Below are 25,456 nucleotides of genomic sequence, written 5' to 3'. Positions count from 1 at the left end.
TTCCTTACTTTCAGCTGTCTACGGCGCGCGGTTCGCAGATCAGGTTGGTATCTACTGCGATTGACATGTCCAATGGTTTTCGAACCTTGAATTCGTATTCAACACCCAATTCTTCCACCCACTTCCGGGCCTTAAAGAACTGATCAAAATTGTGATAAATACTGATGAGGAGAACGGGCTTTTGCTCGATTATTGTCTTTCGAGCACCTTCCAGAACATCGAATTCCATGCCCTCAACGTCAATCTTAATCAAGCCGACTTTGATCCCATGTTCTTCCACCAGAGAGTCCAGAGTCCGGACGGCAATTTTGTCATGCTCGACGGACTGATCGTCCGACTCTGTTATCAAGCAAGACTGATCTCCACGATCCAGCACCGCCATTTCAGACGGCTCACTGCCAAGCCCGATATTCAATGATCGAACGGCTTGTATGTTATTCTGTTTGATCGTCTCATTCAGGAGATCAAAGCTCTCGCGGCTAGGTTCGATAGCCCAAATGTCGCCGTCGCTAAACTCGCGCATTATCAGCACGGAATCGCCGAAATATGCACCTACATCGATCATTGCCCTGTCTTTCAGGAATTCAGGACGTTCAAGTTCAGTGATGAAGTGTTTGTAATAGAACACCGTTGAAGAGATATCTGCGGACGGCAAACGATATTTTCCGTCATATAGATACCACTTGTCCGATAGTCTCAGGATGCGATTGTAGTGGAAATCCATCAACTCGCGGAATTTATCTTCCTCTTCGCGTGTAAGCTGGAAGGCCCCGGCATCGTCAATTGCATAGTCGCGGATACGTTTCAGGACCCGAGTTATGATGCGGCGGCTTTCCTCGTCCAGACCGGCAATCAAGTCCAAATACAGCTGCTCTACATCGCCGCTGAACTTTTCATAGGACACTTGATCAATTATTGATTCACACGTGTCCATATGTGCGATGTGCGCGCCATTATTTACATAACTTGTTGGTGGGCCCAAAACCGTCGCTGAGGTGTTTTGGTAGACTTCCTGAACAATCTCGGCCTTCAGCGCCTCAATCCGCTCGGATTGAGATGCGATTTGCGACGCTTGTTTTTCGAGTTGAGCGGTTTGATTGCCCATCCGCTCAGCCTGAGCGCTCAATTGTCCGCCTTGGCTTGCAAGCTCACTATGTTGCTGGTCCATCTTGGCGGTGAGCGACGGGACACGGTTTGTCACAAGATCAAAAAGTTGGGTGTTAAGTGCCCTCGTGGCCCGACTGTTCTTCTTGGCTTTCCGGAACATGTTCGCCCCGATCAGCAACAATGTAAGCGGAAGAGCAGCAATTGCGATCAATCCAATCAGCAAGAGCCACAACTTGTACTCCAGGCTCTTAAACTTCATGCGCCGAATTAGCTTGTCCTTGTACCGCAACTCCAGCATGCCGTTAGTATAACGCACAGCCCGCAGTTTCCCTTTGAAGCCAAGTCGGTACGTTTTCTTCTCGATTTGCCACCCAAGAAAAGCCTCTTTCGCGTCCCGGTACGTGAGTGTTGATTTCGAGGCCGCTTTCAGGAATTCATCAGCTGCAAATTTGGCATTGTGAAATTTAGAAACGTACTGATAGACGTCTTCGCCGAGTTGCTTTTGTTTTTCTGCGTCCAGTATGTCGCCCATGACTTCTGCACATGTACGGATCGGAATGTCAAAGGACGGTGCCTGTTCAACTTGCCAGCCCAGGCAGAACCCTTTGGCTTCCTGAAGGTATACGAAAATGTCGTCATCATAGTCATGTATTTCGTTGCAAACTACGACTGTGGGAATAGCCAGCCGGCCCGATGCCAAGGCAGACGTGCCCATCGCAAACATGACATCGACATTCTCTATCAGGAATGCATCAAGCTTTTCGTCAAACATGGGTCCAGTGAACACAATGTTCACAGACGGGTAGTCCTCTGGTACTACCTTGCTTTCTTCCGGACCATTTCCGATGACGTACAGGGTTTTCTTGCCTTCAAACGGATAGGCATCGAAATGACGAGCCAGATTTGTTACCGCAAAGACTTTGTCAATTGACAGGCGCCCGAGGATTGCAACTTTCAACTCGCCTTGAGGGGCCACATAGTTTGTCTTCCTAGTAGAGCTGGGTTCGATGCCAATCGGAACATAGTTCTCGTCGAAAGGGATCCCATAGTCTGTTTGCGCTTGTCGATGCGCTGCATCGCAAAAGAAAACGGCATGATTGTCACTGACCGTTTGAAGAAACTCAAGAAGACGGTCCGAGTCTATATTCCATGAATCTTTGAGAACCGGAACACACAAATTGTGCCAATTCACAAATATGATCTTGCTGTCGGGGTGAAGTTCGGGCAGCCAATGAGCCCAATAAATTGGGATGATGAGCATAACGGGCTCTTGCAATGCAACGCCGAAGTTCCCGTCTTCCAGCTCGAGTTTCTCCACATTGGACCCCTCGAGCATTGGGTCCGTAATTCCGTCTTTGAAATCTGTGTAGTAAACCTTGCCGGAATAAACCTCAGCCAATCGCCGTGCAATAGACGTCAGGTATACCGGGCCGCCGGATGCCTCGCGCCACGGGAAGTAGAATACAATTGGCAAATTCATTTTTCGGAAATCTCGATAAGTTCGACAATAAATCGGTTGGGCATTACCATGAAGACAATTGGCGTCTGAAAATAAACGGATTTCTTCACCGGAGTTATGGGGCGAATACCCAGGCGTCCCATGGTGCTCATGGCCGTCTCAATGTCTTTTACATAGTACGCGAAGTGATAGGGTGCCACACTATGTGAAAGCCAACTGTCCAGCGTCTTCGAGCCTTCCATGTTCTCGAGGAGCTCAATGCGGGGTTGGGATTTTGCGGTCATAAACAGACCGTGTACGCCTTGACCGGGGTCCGTGAATCGAGCCTCATCCGTGTAGCCGACGAGGCGATATCCAGCGGCTGCGGCTTCAATTGATTTTGCAGCAATTCCGATATGATGGAATTCAAAGACACCTAACTCTGCCTGCAGGCGACGGTTAAAGATGTTCTGACAAAAACTTCCCCATTTCGAAGCCGTCGTTTCAACATATTCTTCTTTAGTTAGAACATGCTCGACCAACTCGAACGTTTCACCACGCAATTCCACGATATTCGGCGCGGCCGCAGCGCGCCGCTTTGCATAGCCATCATGGAACTTCACGACACTGGTATTTTCGGAAACGGTTCGGCAATAGATTTCAGCCAAACCCAAATCATGAAAGCCAAACGACATCAGAAGGTTGACGCTCTCGATGGCGGCAAGACTGCCATCTTCGATAATCCATCGGCCCCATTCGGCCTGGCCTTCATTGATATCGTAAAGCCCGATCAGACCAACCTTCTGTTGGGTGAAACGATCCAGGACCAGAAAGTAAAAATCCTGATCGGCCTGGGCCTGCTTCCGCAACCAAGCCCGCTGCGCTTCTACGTCGGGGGAAATCGGGTTGAGATACTTTTGTTTTTGGCTGTCTGCGCTGCGCAAGTTGACGATGTACTCTGCATCGTCTTCAGAAACGGGGCGCAATTGAAAGGATAACCCCGTCAGACGACGCGAGCGAAGTACATCTGTCACGAACCCGCTCCCTAGTTTCCGTTCAGTTTCAATTGAATTGCATCAACAAAGCTCTTGGGAGAGCCAAGTTCCGTCAGCTCCTCTGGCGAGAACTGAATCCCGAATTCTTCTTCGGCGGCCAAAGCGTGTTCGATGCGGTCAAACGAACTCCAGACTTCGGCATCTTCGTAATGCGCTTGGAATTTTTCACCCAGGCCCGCACGGCTTTCTACAAAGGACAAAACGTTTTCAGACATGGTTAGTAACTCTGCTCTTCTACATCTAGTTCAGGGACGGAGATCTCGACGATTCCCTGAGGGAATGAATAGTCTAGTTCCGAAGGTACGTTGGCGTGTTCGTTTAGATATTTCGCGACGAAATCCTCTGCCGGGCCATTTCGGTCGCCTTTTTGAAACGCGATCCCGACTTTCGAACACCCCAGTTGATCCGCTGCGCATTTGATAGCGCCCAGAACAACAACGTCGTCCAGGCCACGACCCAACGCCCGGCAACTGACAAACATGTCTTCTACCTTCAGGGTGTCCTCGTGTTTATGCGCAACCAGACAGCCAATGATGCCACTATCGATCAGCTTGTCGCTCATCGAAACGGTCATTACGCAAGAAGTCGGACTTTCCGCCGCGGCTTTTACTTCGGCAAGTGAGTATCGCTTGTAGTTGAAGATAAACTGGTTGGTCTTCCGGGAGAGTTCCGAAACCCGGGTCACCTGTTCAGGATCGTTTGCCTTGAAGCTGATCTTAATCTCAAGCGAACGCAGATAATCTTCGGGGGACATCTGCTCTCGCAGGCGTCGCCGTTCTTCATTTGCCTGTACGTCTTTACTTCTGGCTGCGTCTTCTGCAGTGACTTTCGATTTCAGAAGGCCCGGGTATATGCTGACGCCACGGGCATTGGCATCGCTGTCAGGTGAGGCCCAGAACTGCTTGATGTCCGGCAACGCGTTGCTTACTTCAAAAAGCTCACCCATATTGTCGTCGACAAACAGCATTGAAGAATGGTGGATATTCAGGAATTTTTCCAAACCTTGGATGTTGGAAGATTTGGAATCCCAGTTGACCATAAACTTGGTCACGTGTTCAGGGCGAAGAGGGAAGTCAGTGCGGCTGTTGAACAGATGCTCAGCATCTTCCGCTTCGTTCTTCGACGCAACGCAAATAAAGAAACCTTGGCCCGCAAGTTCAACCAGCTTCTGCTGCAGTGCAATATGTCCGGGTTCCAGAACGACTCCGTCTGCGCCGTCCTCGCCAAGCACGCCTTTGTAAAGGGTATTGTCGAGATCAACTACAACTGCTTTCAATCCCGGCAAGATAACAGCAGGAATGATGCGCAACCCAAGCAGCCTGGACATTTCCATACATGCCGCCGGACTACAGCGGGTGCCGGTGAAATCAGCGAGCCGCTCATCAAAGAACTTGTCCCCGAGGCGGGTGATTATGGGCGTAACGTCCGCTTTGAGCAGAGGTTCCTGAGCTTCAAATTCCGCACCAATTGGTAAAATAATGACGGGGTCCGCCGCGCTTTGGCTGAGTTCATTTAGGCGGGCAGCAATGTGTTCACGCCCTTTGTCATCATACCGATCCAGATCAACCCAGAGAATATGCGCATCTGCACCTGTCGAAAAATCGACATTTGCAAAGGCATCATCGTAGTCGCTGTAACTGAACTCTGCCTTCAAGCCCGAGATTTCCAGGAAGGCATTCAGTGTCGCAGCGACCAATTCAAAAGAGTGGTTGCGGATGACATTGATCTTCAGGTTGCGAGCTTGCTCGTTCACGCGGCCAATAAGATCGCTGCGCTTTAGATTTTGGCTTGATGTGAGGCTGTGAAATTCGAGAAGTTTATCCATTTTGGCCACTTATCTTCATGTTTTTGTAGTCGTCATACGAGTGGATGTATTCTTCGGGGTCGTAGAGATTATCTGATACAACAACCAGAACGCAATCCTCGCTAAAGTCGTACATCTCTTTCCAAACCATTCTTTCAATCCAGAGGAGTTTTGAAGGAGAGTCCAGCTCTATGCTGGCAAATTCACCGTCAGGAGCTGCCAGCCTGACTCGGCAGCGCCCGTTAAGGCACAAAAATCCAAAGCGTGATCGCAGGTTCGCATGACTACCGCGCGGCTCGTCGCCAACCGCTCCGTAAATTGCAAACATGCGCTTGAGTTCGAATGGCACTTCTTTGAGTTGCTCTACGACGACCAAGTTCCCCCGATCATCGCCGCGTACCTGTAGTTCAACAAGCCCGAATAGTTCATCATAATTATTTTCAGACCGGTCCATGCAGCACACATCCAAAGGTTAATCAATTTTTTGCGATTTAGCACCGTTTCCGCAGCGCGTATATAGTAGCGTTACACCCTTCGCGATCCAATTTCAGAAAATGCGAATTTTTTGCCTGTTCGTCGGCCTGACATTAAATGAGTGCAGTATCCGTCATTGGGCCAGACCGAAACCCAGACTTTTGACTTTGGTCCGAGGCGCCAACTTTGGGTGTCCGGTGCTGGCCGGTGTAACGTGAGCATTGTCAGTCCTATCCATCACGCCAAATGTAGGTGAATGCAGATGTGGACAGACCGAAGCTGCGGTACATCACTCCGCGACTTCGGCTTTTGCTTCGGCCACAGGTTCGCGTTTCTTGAATTGCTGATCGAAGAGTTTTTTGAACTGACCTTCGAGCTGCATAAGCTCGTCGAGGTTGCCCTGTTCAATGACAGCGCCGTCCTGAACAACGATGATTTTATCGGCCTCCAGAACGGTCGAAAGTCTGTGCGCAATTACGATCACCGTCATGTTCTGTGTTAATGTGTCCAACGCAGACTTCACCAGAGCCTCGGATTCTGCGTCCAGCGCGCTGGTGGCTTCGTCCAGCAGCAATATCTCGGCATTGCGCAGGATTGCGCGGGCAATTGCAATCCGTTGCTTTTGCCCGCCGGACAGGAAGGTCCCGTTTTCACCAACCTGAGTGTCATAGCCATTGGGAAAATCACAGATGAAATCATGCGCGTATGCTGCCTTTGCAGCTTCGATGACCTCTTCGTCTGTCGCGTCTGGTGCCGAACAGCGCAGGTTTTCCATCACTGACGCTGAAAACAAGAACGTGTCCTGACCTACATACGAGATCTTTTTTCGGAGCGAAGAAAAGCGGGCGTCCTGCAAATTTTGACCGTCTATTTCGACGGATCCTTCATCAGGGTCATAGAACCGCATAATCAAGCCAAAGATCGTCGATTTTCCGCCACCGGACTGACCAACCAGTGCCGTGGTTTTTCCAGCCTCGAAGGTTACGTTCATATTTTCGATTACCGGAATTGACCCGTGGTATCCAAAGGTGACATTGCGCAAGCCGATCTCGCCGGGCCCGTCCAACAGATCGCGCGCTTCGGGGCTTTCTTGCATGGTGTCTTCTTGATCCAGCAAGCCAAACAACATGCCAACACCGACCATGGCCGCCTCAATCTGAACGCGCATTTTCGACAGACGTTTGGCGGGCTCATAAGCCATCAGCAACGCTGTGATAAAAGACATCAACTGCCCAGCTGTTGGTTGTTCCGTACCTGCAATTCCCAAGGTCGAAACGACCAGAACGCCGGCAACGGCCAGACCGGCCAGAAACTCCATCAGCGGGCTAGCGATCGACTGCAGCCGCGCAATATCGTTCGAGCGTTCTTCGACCTTGAGGATGGCTGTTTCCATACGGTTGATCATCCGATCCTCAAGAGAGAACACCTTGATGATCTTGATGCCGGCCGAGGTTTCCTGCAGCACACGAATAATTTCTGCCAGCGATTTGAACTCTTGCTGCATGATCGAGCGCACGCTTTTCAACAGATAACGCACGCCCAGCAAAGCCACGGGTCCGACAACAAAAAACATAATGGACAGAACGGGCTGCTGGTAAACCATAACGATTATCAGGCCCACCAGGGTCAAGGCGTCGCGAACAAAACCGGTAACCACCACATCAATCAAAGTTCGGGCAGCTTGTGCACCGTGTGTCGTACGCATGAGCAGGTCAGAGGATTCATTCTGGGCGAAGAACGAAATGCCATGCCGCAACAGCTTACGATACACGCGGTCTTGTTGCATCGCAATGATCCGGTTCCCCGCACGCGCCAAGTATATAGACTGGATATAGGAGGCCACCGCTTTGGTCAGAAACAAGAGAACAACGCCTAGAGCGATTGCAAACGCCCACTCACGCATATCGGGGCTGGTCATCGCATCAACGATGTATTCCATCATGAAGGCCGAGCCAGCAGTGGTCGCGGCAACGGCGATCATCGCAACAATGGCGACGGCATAAAGAGGACCTTGGGCAAAAAAACTCTCGCCAATGAGGCGGCCCATATAGCCTGATCGCCATTCGGTCCAGGCACGCTTAATCATTGCATTCTCCAGATCGTGAAATCATGCGCTCGCTCAGATAACCTATAATCATTCCCGCCTAAAGGGCAGATCAAATGGCGCGACAGTGTTGCCCAATCAAAAGGTTGCGCAGAGGCTCCGTCAAATAAGGGCTGGCGCTGCGATGTGCAAGGTTTTGATGTTCTCTTTTGACAAGATGACGCGGTGTATTGTGGGCTTTCGCGCGCGGGGCCTCTGCGTGGCACTTAAAGTCAAAGCCGGAAGGTGTCAGCACAACTTTATAGCGTCCTGAATGTACTTTCTGCCACGAAAGATCCCTGAATTCTGACCAGTAGATTGAGGTGCCGGCAGTTTCTCGCGTTACCGCGAGTGATCAGGTCAAATGATTTTCTTTTTGGATTCATTGTGATATGTATATGCTTGAAAAAATGGAAGCTCTGATATTGTGGGGCAGATTACTGTAGCGTGAGAGTAACGACTGAAATTCAGCGATTTTTTGCCGCTGGAAATCCTTGATGCGTAGGGGGAAAAGGGTAGACCTTTTGCCCTTGTGCTTGGTAAATATGGCCCATAGTAACGCGGTGCATGTATTATTGGTAATGGAACAGTGTCGATTAAGGCTGTCATTCTGAGTTTGCCGAAAGATGTTGAACGGCGACGATTCTGCGAAAGCGAATTTGCCCGCTTTGGCTTGAATCATGAATTTTGCGACGCTATTGCCGGAGATCAGCTAAACAACTCAGAGTTGCATCATTTGTATGATGCCGACATGAACCGGATTAAATTCAAGCGCCCGCTCAGCCGCAACGAGGTCGCCTGCACCCTTGGGCATCGTCAGATTTGGCAGGAAATTGCTGACTCTTCCGACTATGTCAGCCTTGTTTTGGAAGATGATGCGACGTTCGTGCAGGATCCCAGACCGTTTTTCAGTGAACTGGCTGCCTGTGGTGAATGTTTCGAAGACGTCATGATCAAAATCGACGGCGTGTCGGGAAATAACGGGCAGGTCATTAAATCAATTGCAGATCAGGACCTTGTCTTGTCGGACCGTCTGCCACCCAGAACCACGGGCTATATCATCGGCCGACGTGCTGCCGCTCGGCTTTTGGCGATTGAGGCTCCGATTGCGCGCCCCATCGACATCGACCTGAAATTCTATTGGGAACACAACGTGCCTATCCTCACACTTGCCGAGCAGATGGTCGCAGAGCGCAAAGAGGTAGACAGCACGATTGATCACTGCCGCAGTAAAATGAAACCCGGCTCGCCCATGGCCAGATTCGTTCGAAACCTAATGTACCAGACAAAATACACGTACGGACGGTTGAGCCATCCGTTGAACCCAGACATGATTGAAGGGCTCGGCCCTTTGATGCAGGCCGGCAATCGGGTTCGGAACCGCGCATGAAGAATAGCCTTGTGGTTGTCCGTGCGGGCAACAAGTCATTGCACCATCGGTGGCAAGAAATTCCCTATGAAGATCGCACCTACGATCTTCTGATCAGCTATTTCTCAGACGAGGCATTTGCGGCATTCAAACCTGAACCCGGTGTCGAGGCTGTGCTGGTAAAAGGCGGCAAATGGGATGGGTTGTTCAAAACCCTCGCTGACCGTGACCTTGATAAGTATGACTACTATTGGCTGCCGGATGACGATCTGGACATCAGCGCTACGGATGTAAATGCGCTGTTTGATGCCATGCAGATTCACGGATTGCGTATTGCACAACCGTCGCTGACCCCCGAAAGCTATTTCTCGCATTTTGTATTCAGCCAATGCCCGGGCTTCGTGCTGCGGTACACAAACTATATTGAGATCATGGCCCCGTGCCTGCACAAGGATATCCTGCAGAAAGCACTGCCGCTTTTTCAGGGCACCATGAGCGGCTATGGTCTGGACTATATATGGTGCCGATGGGTCGAGGCTGGCGCGTTTCGAACCGCCATTCTGGACGAGATCGCGATGCACCACACGCGGCCGATCGGAAAGAACCTGAAAGCTGCGATGGCCGAGTCGAATAACCTCAGCTCAGAGGAAGAAGAGGCCGTTCTAAAGCAGATGTTTGATCTGTCGCGGCGTACCGTTCCGGTCGTCTTTGCCGCGATCCTGCAAGGTGGGCAACCCATCTCGGGTCGTTTGCAGTTGGGATGGCACATGTGCCGGGCGTGGATTTCGGTCCTGCCGAAGTTCCGCAGTGCCAGCGAGGCGCGGTCGGGGATTTTCAAAATTGCCCGCCGTCAGCTGATCAAACCCCTCGACATGACGACGATTTCGATGAAACAGGAAAGCCCCTGATATGCAGTTTTTGATGGTTGGGGCCGGATTGTCTGGGGCTGTGATCGGTCGGGAACTTGCGGAACAAGGGCATGATGTCGCCGTGGTCGACAGCCGTGACCATATCGGTGGAAACTGCCACACAGAACGGGATGCCGATACCGACGTGATGGTCCATGTGTACGGGCCACATATCTTCCATACGGATGACGAAGATGTTTGGCAGTATGTGAACCAATACGCCAACTTCTTGCCTTATAAGAACCGGGTCAAAACCACCTCGCGCGGGCAGGTCTATTCGCTGCCGGTGAACTTGCATACGATCAACCAGTTCTTCGGCAAGACCATGCGCCCGGACGAAGCGCATGCGTTTATCACCGAAGAGCAGGCCGACACATCCATCACCGACCCGCAGAGTTTCGAGGAACAGGCGATGCGGTTCGTCGGTCGTGATCTGTATGAGGCGTTTTTCAAGGGCTACACGATCAAACAGTGGGGATGTCACCCATCCGAGCTGCCGGCGTCGATCCTGAAACGCTTGCCGGTGCGGTTCAACTACGACGACAATTACTTTTTCCATAAATTCCAGGGCATGCCCGAGAACGGGTATACCGACATGATTGGTGGCATCCTTGATCACCCTGGTATCACTGTTAAGCTGAATACCACTTTCGATCGCAACATGGCGGATGGCTTCGATCACGTGTTCTATTCTGGCCCGCTTGATGGCTATTTCGACTATGAGCATGGCCGCCTGGGTTATCGCACCCTTGATTTCGAACGGTTTACCTATGACGGCGACTATCAGGGTTGCGCGGTGATGAACTATGGCGAGGAAGAGGTGCCCTTTACCCGGATCACGGAGCACAAGCACTTTGCCCCTTGGGAAACGCACGAGGGCTCGGTTTGTTATCGCGAGTTTTCCCGCGCGGCGGGTCCGGATGACATTCCCTATTACCCGATCCGTCAGGTAAAGGAAAAAGCGCTGCTGAGTGAGTATGTTGCGCTGGCCGAAGACACCCAAAACGTCACGTTCGTTGGCCGTCTGGGAACCTATCGGTACCTGGATATGGATGTCACGATCCGCGAGTCGCTGGATACCGCCTGGGCGGTGCTGTCTGCGATCTCGGAAAAGGAACGGCTAAAGCCGTTCTTTGTTCCAGTTCTCTGACACACACGATGGAGCGTTAGTTAGGTTTACGACGGCGCGGGTTCGGGGAACCGCGCGCGTGTGCGGTTTGCAAATGCGACCAGTGACAGCATGACCGGAACTTCAACCAGAACGCCGACAACCGTTGCTAGTGCCGCGCCCGAGTTCAATCCGAACAGGCTGATGGCTACAGCGACAGCCAGCTCAAAAAAATTGGACGTGCCAATCATTGCGCAGGGTGCGGCGATCCGGTGCGGCACCTTTAGGGCATAGGCTGCACCATAAGCCAGGGCAAAGATGCCGTAGCTCTGTATCAGAATTGGTACCGCGATCAGGACGATCACTAGCGGTTTGGCCAGAATAGTCTGTCCCTGCAAGCCGAACAGAATGACGACAGTGGCGATCAAGCCCATGACCGACCACGGTTTGACACGTGCGGAAAATGCGTCGATGGCCTGGGGCGATCCCAAGGTACGCCGCGTTATCAGGCCGGCGATCAGCGGTAATACCACATACAACACAGTTGCCAGAACCAGTGTCTGCCATGGAACCTGAATGTCGGTCACGCCCAACAGAAAGGCCACGATTGGGGCGAATGCCACCACCATGATCAAGTCGTTTACGGAAACCTGCACCAGCGTATAGGTCGCATCGCCCTTGGTCAGCTGAGACCAGACGAACACCATGGCGGTGCACGGTGCTGCACCTAGCAGGATCAGCCCGGCGGTGTATTGAGCCGCGTCTTCAGGTTCGATCCATGGTGCAAAGACGTGTTCAAAGAACAGAACTGCCAGAAAGGCCATGGTGAATGGTTTGATCAGCCAGTTGACCACCAGCGTCACGATCAGCCCGCGTGGCTGGCGTGCAACGCCCGCCACTGCGCCGAAATCCACACCGACCATCATGGGGTAGACCATCGCCCAGATCAGCAAGGCCACGACCAGATTGACGCTGGCCACTTCGGCCGAGGCGATCAGTTGAACCAGGCCGGGTGCAACCAGTCCGATCAATACGCCGCCAACCATGGCCAGCGCGACCCAGACGGTCAGGTAGCGTTCGAAAATGCTCATGTATATGCCTCATTCGTCTGGTCGGTTAGTTTGCCGGATGTCAGGGCGGCCAGCGCGACCATAGCAGCAGCGGTGCCCAGAACCAGTGAAAGCCCGCCAATCTGAAAGGTAAGTCCCGATAGGACAGTGCCGACCAGGCGGCCAGTCGCATTGGCCATGTAGTAAAACCCCACATCCATCGTCACACGCTCGGACTTGGTGAAGGCCAGGATGAGGTATGAATGCAGCGCCGAATTGACGGCGAAGATTGCCCCAAATGCCAATAGGCCCACAACCAGCGTAACGGTCAGCCATGTCTCGGGGCCGGATGAGAGAAGAACCGCGATGGTCAGGGTAGCAGGCACGCAAAACAGCGCCGCGGCCCAATTCTTGGCAGCGTGGATCAGATCCCCTTCCGAGCGTTCCTTTGCACGCAGGATTTTCGGCGCGCTGGCCTGAACAGCACCGTAAAGTATGACCCAAACGGCCATGAACGTGCCGATCATGAAGAATGCGGCACGGTTGCCATCCTCGGTTCCGTCCGACAGCACCGCGTAGAAATAGATCGGTATGCCGACCACGACCCACACGTCCCGCGCCCCAAACAGGAAGACACGAGCGGCGGATAGCCAGTTCACATTGGCGGATTTTGAAAAGACCTCGGAGAATTTGGCGCCTTTGCGCCCTTTGGGCAGACCGGTCGGCATGAACAGGATGACGGCGACGAGGAATGCGGCAAGTATGATCGCCATTGCCAGAACAGCCCACATGAAGCCCACTGTCGCCAACAGTGCCGCCCCAAGCAGAAACCCAAACCCTTTCACAGCGTTCTTCGAGCCGGTCAAAATCGCGACCCAGCGAAACAACCCTCCGCCCTCGGTCGGGGCCAGCAGTTTGACGGCGGATTTTGAGGACATCTTAGCCAGGTCCTTTGCAACCCCACTGGCCCCTTGCACAATCATCACAAAGACAACTTTTACCGGGATCGCCCAATTAGGGTCTAGTTGCGTAAGAACCAGCAACGCTGCAATCTGCAGTGCCAGCCCTGCATAAAGCGTCGAGGTCAGCCCGAACCGCGCCGCGATCCAACCGGCGGCAAGGTTCGTGCCCATGCCGGCGATCTCATACAGAACAAACAGATATGCCAACTGAACCGGCGAGAATCCCATGCTATGAAAGTGCAGCAGCACCAGCATACGCAGGGCCCCGTCGGTCAGCATGAAGGCCCAATAGGCTGCTGTGACCGTGATATAGGCCGACATACCTTCGGACCTTTGGGTCACAGCGATGCACCAACCATCAGGGCAACGTCGACCAGACGATGGGCGTAACCCATTTCATTGTCGTACCACGCATAGATCTTCACCTGCGTGCCGTTCACCACCATGGTCGAAGGCGCATCCACAATCGAGGACCGTTCGTCGTTGGTGTAGTCGGTCGAAACCAGCGGCCGCGTCTCATAGCCAAGGATATCTTTCAACTCACCTTCGGCCGCTGCCTTGAAAAGCGCGTTGACCTCTTCGACTGTGGTTTCACGCTCAACCTCGAAGACGCAGTCGGTCAGCGAGGCATTCAGCAAGGGAACCCTCACCGCGTGGCCGTTCAGCCGCCCCTTGAGTTCTGGGTAGATCAGCGTGATTGCCGTGGCCGACCCGGTGGTGGTCGGGATCAGAGAGTTCAAAGCAGATCGCGCCCTGCGCAGATCTTTGGCGGGGCGGTCCACGATGGTTTGCGTGTTGGTCACGTCGTGAATTGTGGTCATCGACCCGTGGCGAATACCAAGGTTTTCGTGGATGACCTTGACCACTGGGGCCAGACAATTCGTGGTGCACGAGGCCGCCGTCACGATGCTGTGGACATCCGGATCATAAGTGGCCTCGTTCACGCCCATAACGATGTTGGCGGTCGGGCCATCTTTGACCGGGGCCGAGACAACAACCTTCTTAACACCCGCTTCGAAATAGGGGGCCAGCTTGGCCTGGGTCTTGAAAACACCGGTGCAGTCGATCACCACATCGACACCGTCCAGCGGTAGTTCCGCCAGATCTCTGGTGCCGATAAAGGGTAGGCGGGTGCCGTTGATCGTAACGCTGTCGGCGTCATGCACGAACGCGGCATCCCAGCGCCCATGAACAGTGTCAAACTCCAGCAGGTGCGCGTGCATTTCGGGATCGCCTATTGCGTCATTGATCCAGGCGATCTTTGCGCCTTTGTCGAGCAGCGGTTTCAAGGCCAGTTTCCCCATCCGGCCCAATCCGTTCACAGCATAAGTCGTCATTTCATGTCCTCAGTGGGCGTCCTGCCGATGTCATCAACAGCAGTTTGCAGTGCGATCCGGTCGAGGCTTTCGACCGGCAAAGACGTAAAGGCCTCAATCCGGCGCTTGAGCGCGCCATATGCATGTTGAAATGCAAGGCTTCTTTCGGCATCCGTGCCCTCGGCCCTGACCGGGTCCGGCATGCCCCAATGGCCACTGATTGGCTGGCCTTCCCAAGCGGGGCATTCCTCATTCGCGGCCTGATTGCAGACCGTGAAGACGAAGTCCATCTCGGGCGCGCCGGGGGTTGCAAACTCGGACATGTTCTTGGACCGCAGGATGGATGTGTCATGTCCTTTGTCGTCCAGAACTTGCACGGCCATCGGGTTGAGCTCGGATGTGGGTTGCGTGCCGGCCGAGAAAACGTTGAACCGGTCACCTCCCAGCGTGCGCAGCAGGGATTCCGCAAAAATCGACCGGGCAGAATTGCCCACACACAAAAACAAGACGTTGAATTTCCGATCCGTCGCCGCCTTATTTCCCTGAGCAAACGGCATGCAGATATCAGGGCGACCGCGACAGCAATCGACAATCAGATAGTCGAGCATCTGCTGCACGTTTTTCATTTCAATCGAATAGAGCAGAGATGTCCCGGAACGTTCCTGCTTGACCAGCCCGGAACGCTGAAGCGCGTTCAGATAGTTCGACAAGGTGCTGGCCTTCACGTCGAGCTCCGCCGCCAACTCGCCCGCCGGAACACTGTCAGGAAAACGTCGCATGAGCATGCGAAACACAAGGATACGCTGCGGATGACCCAGGATGGCCAATTGGTCTGTTATCTGTTCTATCATATTTCATGAAATATTAAAATAAGACAACCCAGTCAACCGAAAATACATGGCCATCGAAGGTGCGCGTAAGCGTTGGAGCAGGCGTGATATTCTTGCTGGAGCGTGGTGATGGAATGGGCTTCAAGCGATCTGAGCTGCGGGAATCACCATCACACACCGGTAGGCGTCCGAGGATATCGAGACTTGCACGCATCTGCCCGAGGGTTTAAAGGAACCGTCGCTTGCCTCAATAGCTCAGCTGGTAGAGCAGGTCCTTCGTAAGGACAAGGTCGGGGGTTCGAGTCCCTCTTGAGGCACCACTTTCCCTTGGATAGTTAAGCTAAACTAGCGGCCTACCTCGTATCTCACTTTTGGTTTGATCCTGCGGGCTATCATCGGATGCTAGCGCAGCTCAATCTCCGTAGCTATTTGCCTGCGTGATTTTGATCCGCAAGGGCCATGCTTGCGATCGGTAAGCAGGTATCAGGGAATCGTATGTGCGGTGGAAAAACGCTTTCAAGTGACGGGTTCTGATTCAAACGAGAATCGTCAGGAAATTTTCAATTACCTGTTTTAAAACAGATATTTGAAGGTTTTGGGTTAAGCTGCTCTGGTGGTAGCATTCAGCTTAAAAAGTTGTTTCCACGCCAATTCTTAGACAAAGCCAAGGAGTTTCATCATGAAAGGTGACAAAAAGGTAATTGAATACCTGAACAAAGCTCTGCGCCACGAACTAACAGCCGTCAGCCAATACTGGTTGCATTATCGCCTGCAAGACGATTGGGGCCTTGGCAGCATGGCCAAGAAAAGTCGAGAAGAATCCATTGAAGAGATGGAACACGCCGACAAACTGATCGAGCGGATCATTTTCCTGGAAGGTCATCCCAACCTGCAAAAACTTGATCCCCTGCGGATCGGCGAAAACCCCCGGGAAACGCTGGAATGCGATCTGGCGGCGGAACAAAGCGCGCGCGCGCTCTACAAAGAGGCGCGGGATGTCTGCAAAGAGGCAGGAGACTATGTCTCGATGGGATTGTTCGAAAGCCTGATGTCGGATGAGGAAGGTCATATCGACTTTCTGGAGACTCAGATCGAACTGTATGATCGCGTCGGGCCCGAACTTTTCGCTCAACTCAATGCAACCAAAATGGAAGACGCCGAATAGGTGGTCGTGTTGGCGACAATGGCCGTGGGCATTGGGGTTCCTTTCAGCGGGTGGTTGCAGGATTAGGGCGTCGTTGCCCTAAGCACATTCCTGCACGCCGAGACCTATCAGGTACTCACCGGTCACGAACAAAAGCTCATTTGGTCCGGCAAACCGCGCTTTGGACATGAACCAGTTTCTGACCGGGTTTGGGTAGTAGCTGGACAGTGACGCGCTTTTCCTGTCGAACTCATCTGCCGTCATTTTCTTTCGGTTCGAGCGATGGGGGCCATGAAAGCCAAAGATAGTTTCGGGCGAAACGCAAACTTCGTCCGCACCCAGCAGCATGGTGCAGCTAGAGTGGCAAAAATCTCCGATGATTTGAAACTGCGCGTTTGTCCGGTTGGCGATTTCGATCTGAACCATACGATCCACAATCCGCCCACCCGGATCATTGCCAACCTGAATCTCTTTTGAACTTGCCGGCATACTCATCAGAACGAGCGTCGCCAACGCTGCTATCGTGTTTCTCATCCGCCCGCCTGCTCAAGGGTGGAGTTTTCGTTTTTCTTACCACTATCAGAAAAGCGGGCGTGCAGGAACGGCGCGCCGGGACGCAAGTGGTTTCTGTGTTCTCAAGGACTCACCCGAAACCGGATGAATTCGACGGCTTTCCGAAAATTACGCCAAAAACGGTGCTTACGGATTTTCAAACAACGGTGAAATTCAGTTGGTTAGCGTCGTGCCTCAGGCGCGTTTTTCGCCGATGGTTGCTACACCTAGAACAGATAGCACTTTGGCCTCGATCTGTTCGGCATTCAGGCCCGCTACTGTATACATATCTGCGGGGTTGGCCTGTTCGATAAAGGTATCAGGCAGAACCATCGAGCGATACTTGAGACCCTGGTCAAAGACGCCCTCATCGGCCAAAAGCTGGGCAACATGGCTGCCAAAGCCGCCTATGGCACCTTCTTCAATGGTGATCAACGCCTCGTGGTTGGCGGCCAGATCCAAAATCAGGTCGTGGTCCAAGGGCTTGGCAAATCGAGCATCAGCGATAGTGGGGGTGATCCCACGCGCAGTCAAAGCTTCGGCCGCTTTCTGTACTTCGGCCAGCCGTGTCCCGAAGGACAACAGTGCGACCCGCGCGCCTTCTTGGATGATCCGGCCTTTGCCGATTTCCAGAACCTCGCCACGTTCCGGCAAGTCGACGCCGACACCTTCGCCGCGAGGATAGCGGAACGCAATCGGGCCTTCATTATGCGCGACGGCTGTGGCCACCATATGCACCAGCTCGGCCTCATCCGCTGCGGCCATGACCACGATGCCGGGCAGGTTGGACAAATAGGCGATATCGAACGACCCCGCATGGGTCGCGCCATCCGCGCCCACCAAACCCGCACGGTCGATCGCAAATCGAACAGGCAGGCGCTGAATGGCTACGTCATGCACGACCTGATCGTACCCGCGCTGCAAAAAGGTTGAATAAATTGCGCAGAAGGGCTTCATCCCGCCGGCGGCGAGAGCGGCGGCGAAGGTCACGCCGTGCTGTTCGGCAATCGCCACATCGAAACAGCGTGAAGGGTAGCGTTCCGCAAACAAGTTCAGCCCGGTGCCGTCGGGCATCGCGGCGGTGACCGCAACGATCTTGTCATCGCGCGCGGCCTCTTCCACCAGCGTTTTGCCAAAGACCGATGTGTAAGACGGTGCGTTTGAGGGAGCTTTCTTCTGCTCGCCCGTGACGACGTCGAACTTCGCTGTCGCATGGCCTTTGTCGCGGGCCTGCTCGGCTGGGGCATACCCCTTGCCCTTCTTTGTCAGCACGTGGATCAGGATCGGGCCCGTGGCGCGGGCCTTGACCGTGCGCAGGACAGGCAACAGCTGATCCATATCGTGCCCGTCGATCGGGCCGAGATAGGAAAAGCCCAGCTCCTCAAACAATGTGCCGCCCACGGCCATGCCCTTGAGCATCTCCTTGGCGCGCTTGGCGCCCTCGCGGAAGGGTTCCGGCAACAGGGACACCGCACCCTTGGCAGCGGCTTTCAGATCATGGAACGGCTCTTCAGCGTAAATTCGGGACAGGTAATTGGACAGGGCACCAACCGGCGGTGCAATGCTCATTTCATTGTCATTGAGAATGACGATCAGGCGTTTCTTCAGGTGTCCGGCGTTGTTCATCGCCTCAAAGGCCATGCCTGCAGACATTGAACCGTCACCGATCACGGCAATCGCGTCACCCAATCCCTCGGGCGTCACACCGCCCAGATCGCGCGCAACGGCAAACCCCAGCGCGGCACTGATCGAGGTTGAGCTGTGTGCTGCGCCAAACGGGTCATAGGGGCTTTCGCTGCGCTTGGTGAAGCCGCTCAGCCCGTCCTTCATGCGAAGCGTACGGATACGGTCGCGCCGTTCGGTCAGGATTTTGTGTGGATAGCACTGATGACCAACGTCCCAGATGATCTTGTCGCGCGGCGTGTCGAACACGGCGTGCAGGGCGGTCGTCAATTCGACCACGCCCAGACCCGCGCCCAGATGTCCACCGGTGACGGACACGGCCGATATTGTCTCGGTCCGCAATTCCTGCGCCACCTGATGCAACTGCGCGTCCGAAAACTGCTTGAGATCCGCAGGGCGGTTCACAAGGTCCAGTAGGGGCGTATTCGGGTGGTCAGACATGTGGCGTTCCTGGCTTAGCTGTCCCGGGCAATAACGAAGCGTGCCGCGTCCTTCAAGGTTTCAGCCTTGGCACCGTATCCATCCAGCGCGGCGCAGGCCTGATCAACCAATTCTGCGGCGCGGGATTTCGCGGCGTTCAGGCCCAAAAGCGAAACAAACGTGGCCTTGCCCGCCTCGGCGTCCTTTTGCAATCGTTTGCCGGCCTTCTCGGCATCACCTTCAATATCCAGAATGTCATCAGCGATCTGAAAAGCAAGGCCAAGCGCCTGGGCATATTGGCGCAAGGGTTCGGGATCTGCCTGGGCCAAACGCGCACCGGCGCAGGCGGACCATTCAATCAGAGCACCGGTTTTGCCCGCCTGCAGCGTGGTGATCTGCTCCAGTGTCAGCGGTGCGGCCGCTGTTTCAGCCGCCATATCCAGCGCTTGCCCCAGCACCATTCCCTGCGCACCGCTTGCTTGGGCCAGGGTTAGAGCCAATTCAGCACGAACCTCTGCAATTCCGACCTCGGGCCGGGTGCACAGCTCAAAGGCCAATGTCTGCAGGGCATCACCGGCCAGAACGGCGGTGCCTTCGTCCCACTTTAAGTGCACGGTCGGACGTCCACGTCGCAGATCGTCATCGTCCATGCAGGGAAGGTCATCATGGACCAGCGAATAGGCGTGCAGGGCTTCGATGCCTGTCGCAGGCCAGATTGCCTGTGTTGAGTCGATGCCATGCATCCGCGCGCTTTCCATCACGAGAAACCCACGCAATCGCTTGCCGCCCTGCGTGGTGTAGGCCATCGCCCGGGTAACATCCAATTCGTCCAGCGCGCTCAGGACCAGATCGAACTGAGCCTGAATCCGCGAGGCGTCCTGCGCCAGAATTTCCTTGAACATTTACTGACCTTCGACAGGCGTCGTCCCGGTTGGCTGCCCATTGGCATCCAAAGTAATGGCTGCGACCTTTTCTTCAGCCCGCTTCAATTCGTCTTCGCAGCGTTTCTTCAACGCGGCACCGCGCTCATACAGCGCAATGGACTGATCCAGCGCCACGTCACCACGCTCCAACTGGCCGACAACGGCCTCAAGCTCTTTCATCGCTTGTTCGAATGTCATCTGATCAACAGGAGTATCGGTCATCGGGCTGCCTTCATCAGTTCTTCCACATGGGCACGAGTGGCCTCGGCAAGGGCGTTCAGATCATACCCGCCCTCCAAAGTCGAGACGATACGACCTTCACACAGCTCATCGGCGATCTTGCACAGCTCAGCGGTAACCCAGGCAAAATCGCCTGTAGACCAGTTCAAGTTGGCCAGCGGATCGTCCTGATGCGCATCAAAACCTGCCGAGATGATGATCAGTTCCGGCTTGAATGCGCGCAGTCTCGGGAAGGCTTGCGTTTCGTAAGCTGTCCGCATCTCGGTCCCACCAGTGCCGGGTGCCAGCGGGATGTTCAAAACGGTCTCATAAGCGCCGGTTTCATCCGGGCGCCCCGATCCGGGCCACAGCGGCATTTGCTGGCTGGTGATCACCAGTGCACGTCTTTCGTCCCACAGCAGATCCTGCGTGCCGTTTCCGTGGTGAACGTCGAAATCGACGACGGCTACGCGTTTCAATCCATGATGATCCAATGCGTGCTTGGCCGCCAGCGCGGCGTTTCCAAACAGGCAGAACCCCATTGCCGTTTCGGTTTCGGCATGGTGACCGGGCGGGCGGATGGCGCAAAACGCATTCGAGGCTTCGCCACCCAAAACCATATCTACCGCCCGCACAACCGCACCGGCAGCCCGGTAAGCCGCGTCCACCGACCCCGGAGACATGAAGGTGTCGCCGTCAATCTGTTTGAAGCCATCGGAGGGTCTGTTATTTCGGATTTCACGGATATGGCTTTCCGGATGCACGCGCAGCAGGTCGTCATCCGCCGCCAAAGGGGCGGTTACACGTGTCAGTTCCAAGCCTTCTAACGCATGCAGAATATGCTCTAACCGCGCCACCCTCTCGGGGTGACCTTGCGGTGTCACGTGATCAAGGCAATCGGCGTGGGTCAAAAGGGCGGTTGTCATCGGGATCCCATCTTCATCTGGCCATAATTATCCTCGCCCAAGGCAAGAAAGCGCCGCGCCACGGCTGAATCAATCTGGTGCCAGCATATATCCGGCGCCGCGGACGGTCTGCAGGTAACGCGGCTGCTTGGGGTCCTGTTCGATTTTGCGGCGCAGACGGGTGATCTGAACGTCCACTGCGCGTTCCTGCGCCTGACCCTTGTCGCGGCCCAGATCTTCGACCAGTTTGGTTCGGCTGATCGGCTCTCCGGGCTGGGCCGAGAAAATCTTCATCAACTGGCTTTCGGTCGCCGTCAGGCGCACCGGGTCTTCGCCCTGCCACATCTCGCCACGCTCGATATCGTACCGGATCGGACCAAGATGCAGTATCTTCGCCGTCGCGTCCTGCGCAGGCGTTTCCGGCATCCGCCGCAGGATTGCATTGATCCGCAACAACAGCTCTTTTGGCTCGAACGGTTTGGCTAAGTAGTCATCCGCACCGGCCTCAAGCCCGGCAATGCGATGTTCGGTTTCGCCGCGCGCGGTCAAAAGCAGGATAGGAGTGGTATGGGTTTCGCGCAGCGCCTTGGTCAGGCTGACCCCATCCTCGCCGGGCATCATCACGTCCAGCACGATCATGTCGAAATCCAACCCCGAAAGCACCCGCCGTGCATGTGCTGCATCCCTTGCAGCGGTGACCAGAAATCCGTTCCGCATCAGAAACTTCTTCAACAGATCGCGAATGCGCTCGTCATCGTCGACGATCAGCAGATGGGCATCCATTTCGTTCATGAGGTGGTATCCCGCAGTTTCGTATAGGCATGACGCATATCAGCATCCATCATTGCTTCAAGCACTTTACGAAACCCCGACACAGCCTCGGGTCCCGCCTTTTTGTACGCCGCACGCATTCGGACGCGCTGGGCCTCAGACAGTTTGGCCTCTAGCGCCTTGCCCTGTTCTGTCAGAAATAGGTGTCTTTCGCGTTTGTCCACTGATCCGACCCGGCTTTCGACCAGACCGTCGTCGATCAACGTCCGCAAAACCCTGTTCAGAGACTGTTTTGTTACGCCCAGAATGGCCAGAAGGTTGTTGACAGTCGTACCCGGCGCGCGGTTGATGAAGTGGATTGCCCGGTGGTGCGCCCGTCCATAGGCCATTTCGGTCAGTATGCGATCAGGATCTGCGGTAAAGCCGCGATAGGCGAAAAACATCGCCTCGATCCCCTGCCGCAACTGTTCGTCGGTCAAAAACAACAGGCTCTCGCCACCAAAGGCTGGGGCGGGGCGGGTATCCGACATAGTATGCCTCATTCGTTACTCGACCCGAGTTTATGTCAGCGTTATTGACATTCCAAGAGTGGACGGGTATCGAATCGCAGTTTTTGCGCAACTTTATGTCCGATGTGGACTTAATTTACGCAATAATCGGAAATTGATCCCATGTCAGGAGGTTTCGCATGGCGGGGTATGATGATCGTGATGGCGTCATCTGGTTGGATGGCAAACTTGTGCCCTGGCGCGAAGCCAATGTGCATATCCTGTCCCACGCGATGCACTATGCGTCTTCGGTGTTCGAAGGTGAACGTGCTTATAACGGCAAGATTTTCAAAAGTCGCGAACATTCTGAGCGTTTGATTGCCTCGGCCGAAGCGCTGGACATGCCTATGCCCTATTCGGTGGATGACATCGAGGCCGCCAAGGACGAAGCGCTGAAAGCCAGCGGTCTGCAGGACGCCTATGTCCGTGCGCTGGTCTGGCGTGGCTCCGGGGAAGACATGGGTGTGGCATCAGCCAAGAACCCGGTCCGGATGGCCGTCGCCGTGTGGCCTTGGGGTGCCTATTATGGTGACGCCAAGATGCAGGGTGCCAAGCTGGATATCGCAGAATGGAAACGCCCCAGCCCGGAAACTATTCCGGTGCACGCCAAGGCGGCGGGTCTGTACATGATCTGCACCATCTCGAAGCATAAGGCCGAGGCCAAGGGCTGCTCGGACGCGCTGTTCATGGATTGGCGCGGTTACGTGGCCGAAGCGACAGGTGCGAATGTGTTCTTCGTAAAAGATGGTGAGGTACATACACCTCTGGCTGATTGCTTCCTGAACGGGATCACCCGTCAGACCGTCATTCAGATGCTGAAAAACAAAGGTATCACCGTCCACGAGCGCCGCATCAAGCCCGAGGAAATGGCGGATTTCGAACAGTGCTGGCTGACTGGCACCGCAGCCGAGGTGACCCCGGTGGGACAGATCGGCGATTATACGTTTGAGGTCGGAGACCTGACCCGCGAGATCGCTGCCGATTATGAGGCACTGGTCCGCGCCTGATAACACTCTGATGCATTGACAGAAGCCCTCGCGCTATCGCGGGGGCTTTTTCATTGCCATTTGTTCATAAAGACTTGCAGATCGTCCGCATGGCTGGACGAACGCGCAGCCGCGGCTATCTTAATCCAATGTTGGATCTGCTTAGCGATATTCTCACCCGCCTGTCCTTGAAGGGCACGTTTTACTTTCGAACCTCTTTCACGCCGCCCTTCGGTATACAGGTGCCGGCCTATCAAAATGTGGCCAGATTTCACTTTGTACAGCGCGGAGAGCTGAAAGTATTCGTCTCTAACACAGGACAAACCTTGCGATTGAAGCAAGGGGACCTGATCGTGATCCCGCACGGATCCGCCCACGCGTTATTGTGCAATGAGGTTCAACCGTTGGATGCCCTGCCGCTTGAACAGGTGTTGGAAGAGGCTGGGTACAAGGGCGACGGGGTTCTGATCTATGGCGGCGAAGACAAAAGCCGCGATACGCAATTGATCTGCGGTCATTTCTCTTTCACCGGGCCGCCGGGGCGACAGGGAACAGGGCATATGCTGATTGATCGGCTTCCCCCATACATCCTGATCGAAAACTATGGCGAGGAAGCCGGAGCCTGGATCGAAGCCACCCTGCGTATGATCGGGTCCGAGATCAATGGCGCGCGGATCGGTGGTGACCTTATAGCGCTGAAACTGTCCGAGGTCCTGTTCGCGCAGGCCATCCGCGCCCATCTAGAACATCAAAGCCCCAGCGACACCGCGCTTGCCGGGTTCGCCGATTCCCGCATTTCACGTGCATTGACTGCGTTTCATCATTCGCCCGCGCAAGAGTGGAGCGTCGAGTCTCTGGCACGTGAGGCCGGAATGTCTCGCACTGCGTTCGCACAGCTATTCGCAGAGAAGATGGGGACAACGCCCATGCAATATCTGACCGATTGGAGGATGCAGATTGCGTGTCACGGACTGACTGAGGCACGCTGGAACGTGGCCGATGCCGCGGCCGAGGTCGGCTATGCCTCGGAAGCCGCCTTTTCACGGGTGTTCAAGAAACAGGTTGGCGTATCGCCAGCCGCCTATCGATCAATGCACTGATCGAATTGAAACTCTGGACGATCTGCAACGTTTCGCGAACGATCCGGAATTAAACGTTCTGAGTTCCTTTCCTAGTTTGAGGTCATCCCATATCAGGAAAGGAACTCTCATGTCTCTCCGCTTTGTCACCCGCAATATTCACGCTTATCTGGACTACCCTGTTGCCTTTGCGCTGATGGGGCTGCCCTTTTTGCTTGGACTGGGGCACTCCAACCCGATGGCGTTGTGGCTGTCGGTGGTCACCGGCGTCGCGGCGTTTGTTTTGACGGTGTTGACGGATCACCATTTGGGGATCTGGCGCGTTCTTCCCTACAACTTTCACTTGGCGGTCGATCTTCTGGTCGGCGTTGTTTTCCTGGCCGCGCCCAGCCTTTTTGGGTTTTCAGGAATGGATGCGATCTTTTACTGGCTGAACGGTGCTGCTGTGGTCGCTGTCATCTCGCTTAGCGCGCCAGAGCAGGGTGTTACGGCCTGAACCTGACGCACCTTGGGTTCACCGCAACAACGTGAATTGCCCAAATCCCAGAGCCGCTTGTCTCATCGACAGGCGGCTCTCTGGTCTGTTTATCGCGGCATTTGCCAGAATATGTGGGCCTAAAAAGGGAGTTTTCAGGAAGTTGGTTTTCTCAAAACGACTGACATAATTTCGTCCACGGCAGATCAACTGCGGGGTTATCCAGGAAGTGTTATTTTGATCTTGCA

At 54.4% G+C, this 25,456-nt stretch carries 24 protein-coding genes and 1 tRNA gene; 8 read left to right on the top strand and 17 right to left on the bottom strand.

All coding sequences use genetic code 11. The annotated features are described in order from the left end of the window. Nucleotides 1–10: 10 nt before the first annotated feature. The 6 genes from AC2FJE_RS05470 to AC2FJE_RS05445 all read right to left on the bottom strand — a co-directional run bounded on the left by AC2FJE_RS05470 (nucleotide 11) and on the right by AC2FJE_RS05445 (nucleotide 7,964). Entirely contained in the window at nucleotides 11–2,587 is a 2,577-nt protein-coding gene (locus AC2FJE_RS05470; protein WP_496760734.1) for an FkbM family methyltransferase, read from the bottom strand. Next, the gene (locus AC2FJE_RS05465; RefSeq protein WP_496760733.1) at nucleotides 2,584–3,579 is read right to left on the bottom strand and encodes a GNAT family N-acetyltransferase; all 996 of its coding nucleotides are present in this window, start codon (nucleotides 3,577–3,579) and stop codon (nucleotides 2,584–2,586) included. Before AC2FJE_RS05465 ends, AC2FJE_RS05470 begins: the two co-directional genes overlap by 4 nt. An 11-nt stretch (nucleotides 3,580–3,590) precedes the next feature. Further along, nucleotides 3,591–3,815 (bottom strand): hypothetical protein, encoded by a 225-nt coding sequence (locus AC2FJE_RS05460; protein ID WP_496760732.1) that lies wholly within the window; start codon nucleotides 3,813–3,815, stop codon nucleotides 3,591–3,593. A gap of 2 nt (nucleotides 3,816–3,817) precedes the next feature. Continuing rightward, on the bottom strand, nucleotides 3,818–5,425 hold the full coding sequence (locus tag AC2FJE_RS05455) for an HAD-IIIC family phosphatase (protein ID WP_496760731.1): 1,608 nt from the start codon (nucleotides 5,423–5,425) through the stop codon (nucleotides 3,818–3,820). Next, nucleotides 5,418–5,858 (bottom strand): sugar 3,4-ketoisomerase, encoded by a 441-nt coding sequence (locus AC2FJE_RS05450; protein WP_496760730.1) that lies wholly within the window; start codon nucleotides 5,856–5,858, stop codon nucleotides 5,418–5,420. The genes AC2FJE_RS05455 and AC2FJE_RS05450 overlap by 8 nt, the downstream gene beginning before the upstream one ends. Before the next feature lie 309 nt (nucleotides 5,859–6,167). Continuing rightward, complete coding sequence (locus AC2FJE_RS05445; protein ID WP_496697462.1) at nucleotides 6,168–7,964, bottom strand: ABC transporter ATP-binding protein; 1,797 nt, start codon at nucleotides 7,962–7,964, stop codon at nucleotides 6,168–6,170. 586 nt (nucleotides 7,965–8,550) lie between these two features. On the opposite strand from AC2FJE_RS05445, the gene AC2FJE_RS05440 reads away from it, so the two are divergent. Genes AC2FJE_RS05440 through glf form a run of 3 tightly spaced genes read left to right on the top strand, consistent with a single transcriptional unit; the run spans nucleotide 8,551 to nucleotide 11,388 of the window. Then, complete coding sequence (locus AC2FJE_RS05440; protein ID WP_282119727.1) at nucleotides 8,551–9,351, top strand: glycosyltransferase family 25 protein; 801 nt, start codon at nucleotides 8,551–8,553, stop codon at nucleotides 9,349–9,351. Continuing rightward, entirely contained in the window at nucleotides 9,348–10,238 is an 891-nt protein-coding gene (locus AC2FJE_RS05435; RefSeq protein WP_496760729.1) for a hypothetical protein, read from the top strand. The genes AC2FJE_RS05440 and AC2FJE_RS05435 overlap by 4 nt, the downstream gene beginning before the upstream one ends. 1 nt (nucleotide 10,239) lies before the next feature. Then, nucleotides 10,240–11,388 (top strand): UDP-galactopyranose mutase, encoded by a 1,149-nt coding sequence (gene glf, locus AC2FJE_RS05430; protein ID WP_496760728.1) that lies wholly within the window; start codon nucleotides 10,240–10,242, stop codon nucleotides 11,386–11,388. Nucleotides 11,389–11,414: 26 nt separating this feature from the next. Here glf and arsB read toward each other — a convergent pair whose 3' ends face one another. From arsB to AC2FJE_RS05410, 4 genes are read right to left on the bottom strand one after another with little or no spacing between them, the layout of a single operon-like run. Further along, nucleotides 11,415–12,437, bottom strand: coding sequence for an ACR3 family arsenite efflux transporter (gene arsB, locus AC2FJE_RS05425; protein ID WP_496697456.1), 1,023 nt, complete (start codon nucleotides 12,435–12,437; stop codon nucleotides 11,415–11,417). Beyond that, nucleotides 12,434–13,699, bottom strand: coding sequence for an organoarsenical effux MFS transporter ArsJ (gene arsJ, locus AC2FJE_RS05420; RefSeq protein WP_496755448.1), 1,266 nt, complete (start codon nucleotides 13,697–13,699; stop codon nucleotides 12,434–12,436). Before arsJ ends, arsB begins: the two co-directional genes overlap by 4 nt. Further along, the gene (locus tag AC2FJE_RS05415; RefSeq protein WP_496755447.1) at nucleotides 13,696–14,694 is read right to left on the bottom strand and encodes an ArsJ-associated glyceraldehyde-3-phosphate dehydrogenase; all 999 of its coding nucleotides are present in this window, start codon (nucleotides 14,692–14,694) and stop codon (nucleotides 13,696–13,698) included. The genes arsJ and AC2FJE_RS05415 overlap by 4 nt, the downstream gene beginning before the upstream one ends. Further along, nucleotides 14,691–15,524, bottom strand: coding sequence for an arsenate reductase/protein-tyrosine-phosphatase family protein (locus AC2FJE_RS05410; protein WP_496697450.1), 834 nt, complete (start codon nucleotides 15,522–15,524; stop codon nucleotides 14,691–14,693). The genes AC2FJE_RS05415 and AC2FJE_RS05410 overlap by 4 nt, the downstream gene beginning before the upstream one ends. 223 nt (nucleotides 15,525–15,747) lie before the next feature. Here AC2FJE_RS05410 and AC2FJE_RS05405 point away from each other — a divergent pair. Beyond that, a tRNA-Thr gene (locus tag AC2FJE_RS05405) sits at nucleotides 15,748–15,823 on the top strand. A 359-nt stretch (nucleotides 15,824–16,182) separates the two neighbouring features. Then, a complete protein-coding gene (bfr, locus tag AC2FJE_RS05400; protein ID WP_108860610.1) occupies nucleotides 16,183–16,668 on the top strand; it encodes a bacterioferritin in 486 nt (161 codons plus the stop codon). A gap of 78 nt (nucleotides 16,669–16,746) precedes the next feature. On the opposite strand, the gene AC2FJE_RS05395 is transcribed toward bfr, so the two are convergent. The 7 genes from AC2FJE_RS05395 to AC2FJE_RS05365 all read right to left on the bottom strand — a co-directional run bounded on the left by AC2FJE_RS05395 (nucleotide 16,747) and on the right by AC2FJE_RS05365 (nucleotide 22,650). Beyond that, nucleotides 16,747–17,181: a hypothetical protein gene (locus AC2FJE_RS05395; RefSeq protein WP_159090026.1), complete on the bottom strand. Its 435-nt coding sequence runs from the start codon at nucleotides 17,179–17,181 to the stop codon at nucleotides 16,747–16,749. Nucleotides 17,182–17,394: 213 nt separating this feature from the next. Beyond that, nucleotides 17,395–19,323 (bottom strand): 1-deoxy-D-xylulose-5-phosphate synthase, encoded by a 1,929-nt coding sequence (gene dxs, locus AC2FJE_RS05390; RefSeq protein WP_496760727.1) that lies wholly within the window; start codon nucleotides 19,321–19,323, stop codon nucleotides 17,395–17,397. A gap of 14 nt (nucleotides 19,324–19,337) precedes the next feature. After that, nucleotides 19,338–20,204: a polyprenyl synthetase family protein gene (locus AC2FJE_RS05385; protein ID WP_496755445.1), complete on the bottom strand. Its 867-nt coding sequence runs from the start codon at nucleotides 20,202–20,204 to the stop codon at nucleotides 19,338–19,340. Then, on the bottom strand, nucleotides 20,205–20,447 hold the full coding sequence (locus AC2FJE_RS05380) for an exodeoxyribonuclease VII small subunit (RefSeq protein ID WP_058272726.1): 243 nt from the start codon (nucleotides 20,445–20,447) through the stop codon (nucleotides 20,205–20,207). Next, on the bottom strand, nucleotides 20,444–21,370 hold the full coding sequence (locus AC2FJE_RS05375; RefSeq protein WP_282119718.1) for a histone deacetylase family protein: 927 nt from the start codon (nucleotides 21,368–21,370) through the stop codon (nucleotides 20,444–20,446). Before AC2FJE_RS05375 ends, AC2FJE_RS05380 begins: the two co-directional genes overlap by 4 nt. Before the next feature lie 69 nt (nucleotides 21,371–21,439). Beyond that, complete coding sequence (locus AC2FJE_RS05370; protein WP_058272724.1) at nucleotides 21,440–22,141, bottom strand: response regulator; 702 nt, start codon at nucleotides 22,139–22,141, stop codon at nucleotides 21,440–21,442. Next, nucleotides 22,138–22,650, bottom strand: coding sequence for a MarR family winged helix-turn-helix transcriptional regulator (locus AC2FJE_RS05365; RefSeq protein WP_058272723.1), 513 nt, complete (start codon nucleotides 22,648–22,650; stop codon nucleotides 22,138–22,140). The genes AC2FJE_RS05370 and AC2FJE_RS05365 overlap by 4 nt, the downstream gene beginning before the upstream one ends. Before the next feature lie 158 nt (nucleotides 22,651–22,808). Between AC2FJE_RS05365 and AC2FJE_RS05360 the strand changes: the two genes are divergently transcribed. From AC2FJE_RS05360 to AC2FJE_RS05350, 3 genes are all read left to right on the top strand, one after another. After that, entirely contained in the window at nucleotides 22,809–23,675 is an 867-nt protein-coding gene (locus AC2FJE_RS05360; protein WP_282119717.1) for a branched-chain amino acid aminotransferase, read from the top strand. A gap of 128 nt (nucleotides 23,676–23,803) precedes the next feature. Then, on the top strand, nucleotides 23,804–24,754 hold the full coding sequence (locus AC2FJE_RS05355) for an AraC family transcriptional regulator (RefSeq protein ID WP_496755534.1): 951 nt from the start codon (nucleotides 23,804–23,806) through the stop codon (nucleotides 24,752–24,754). Between the two features lie 109 nt (nucleotides 24,755–24,863). Continuing rightward, entirely contained in the window at nucleotides 24,864–25,229 is a 366-nt protein-coding gene (locus AC2FJE_RS05350) for an SPW repeat domain-containing protein (protein WP_496755444.1), read from the top strand. The last annotated feature ends 227 nt before the right edge of the window (nucleotides 25,230–25,456 follow it).

The organism is Ruegeria sp. CDSC002 (assembly GCF_059610905.1).
This window is presented reverse-complemented; position numbering and strand designations above follow the sequence as displayed.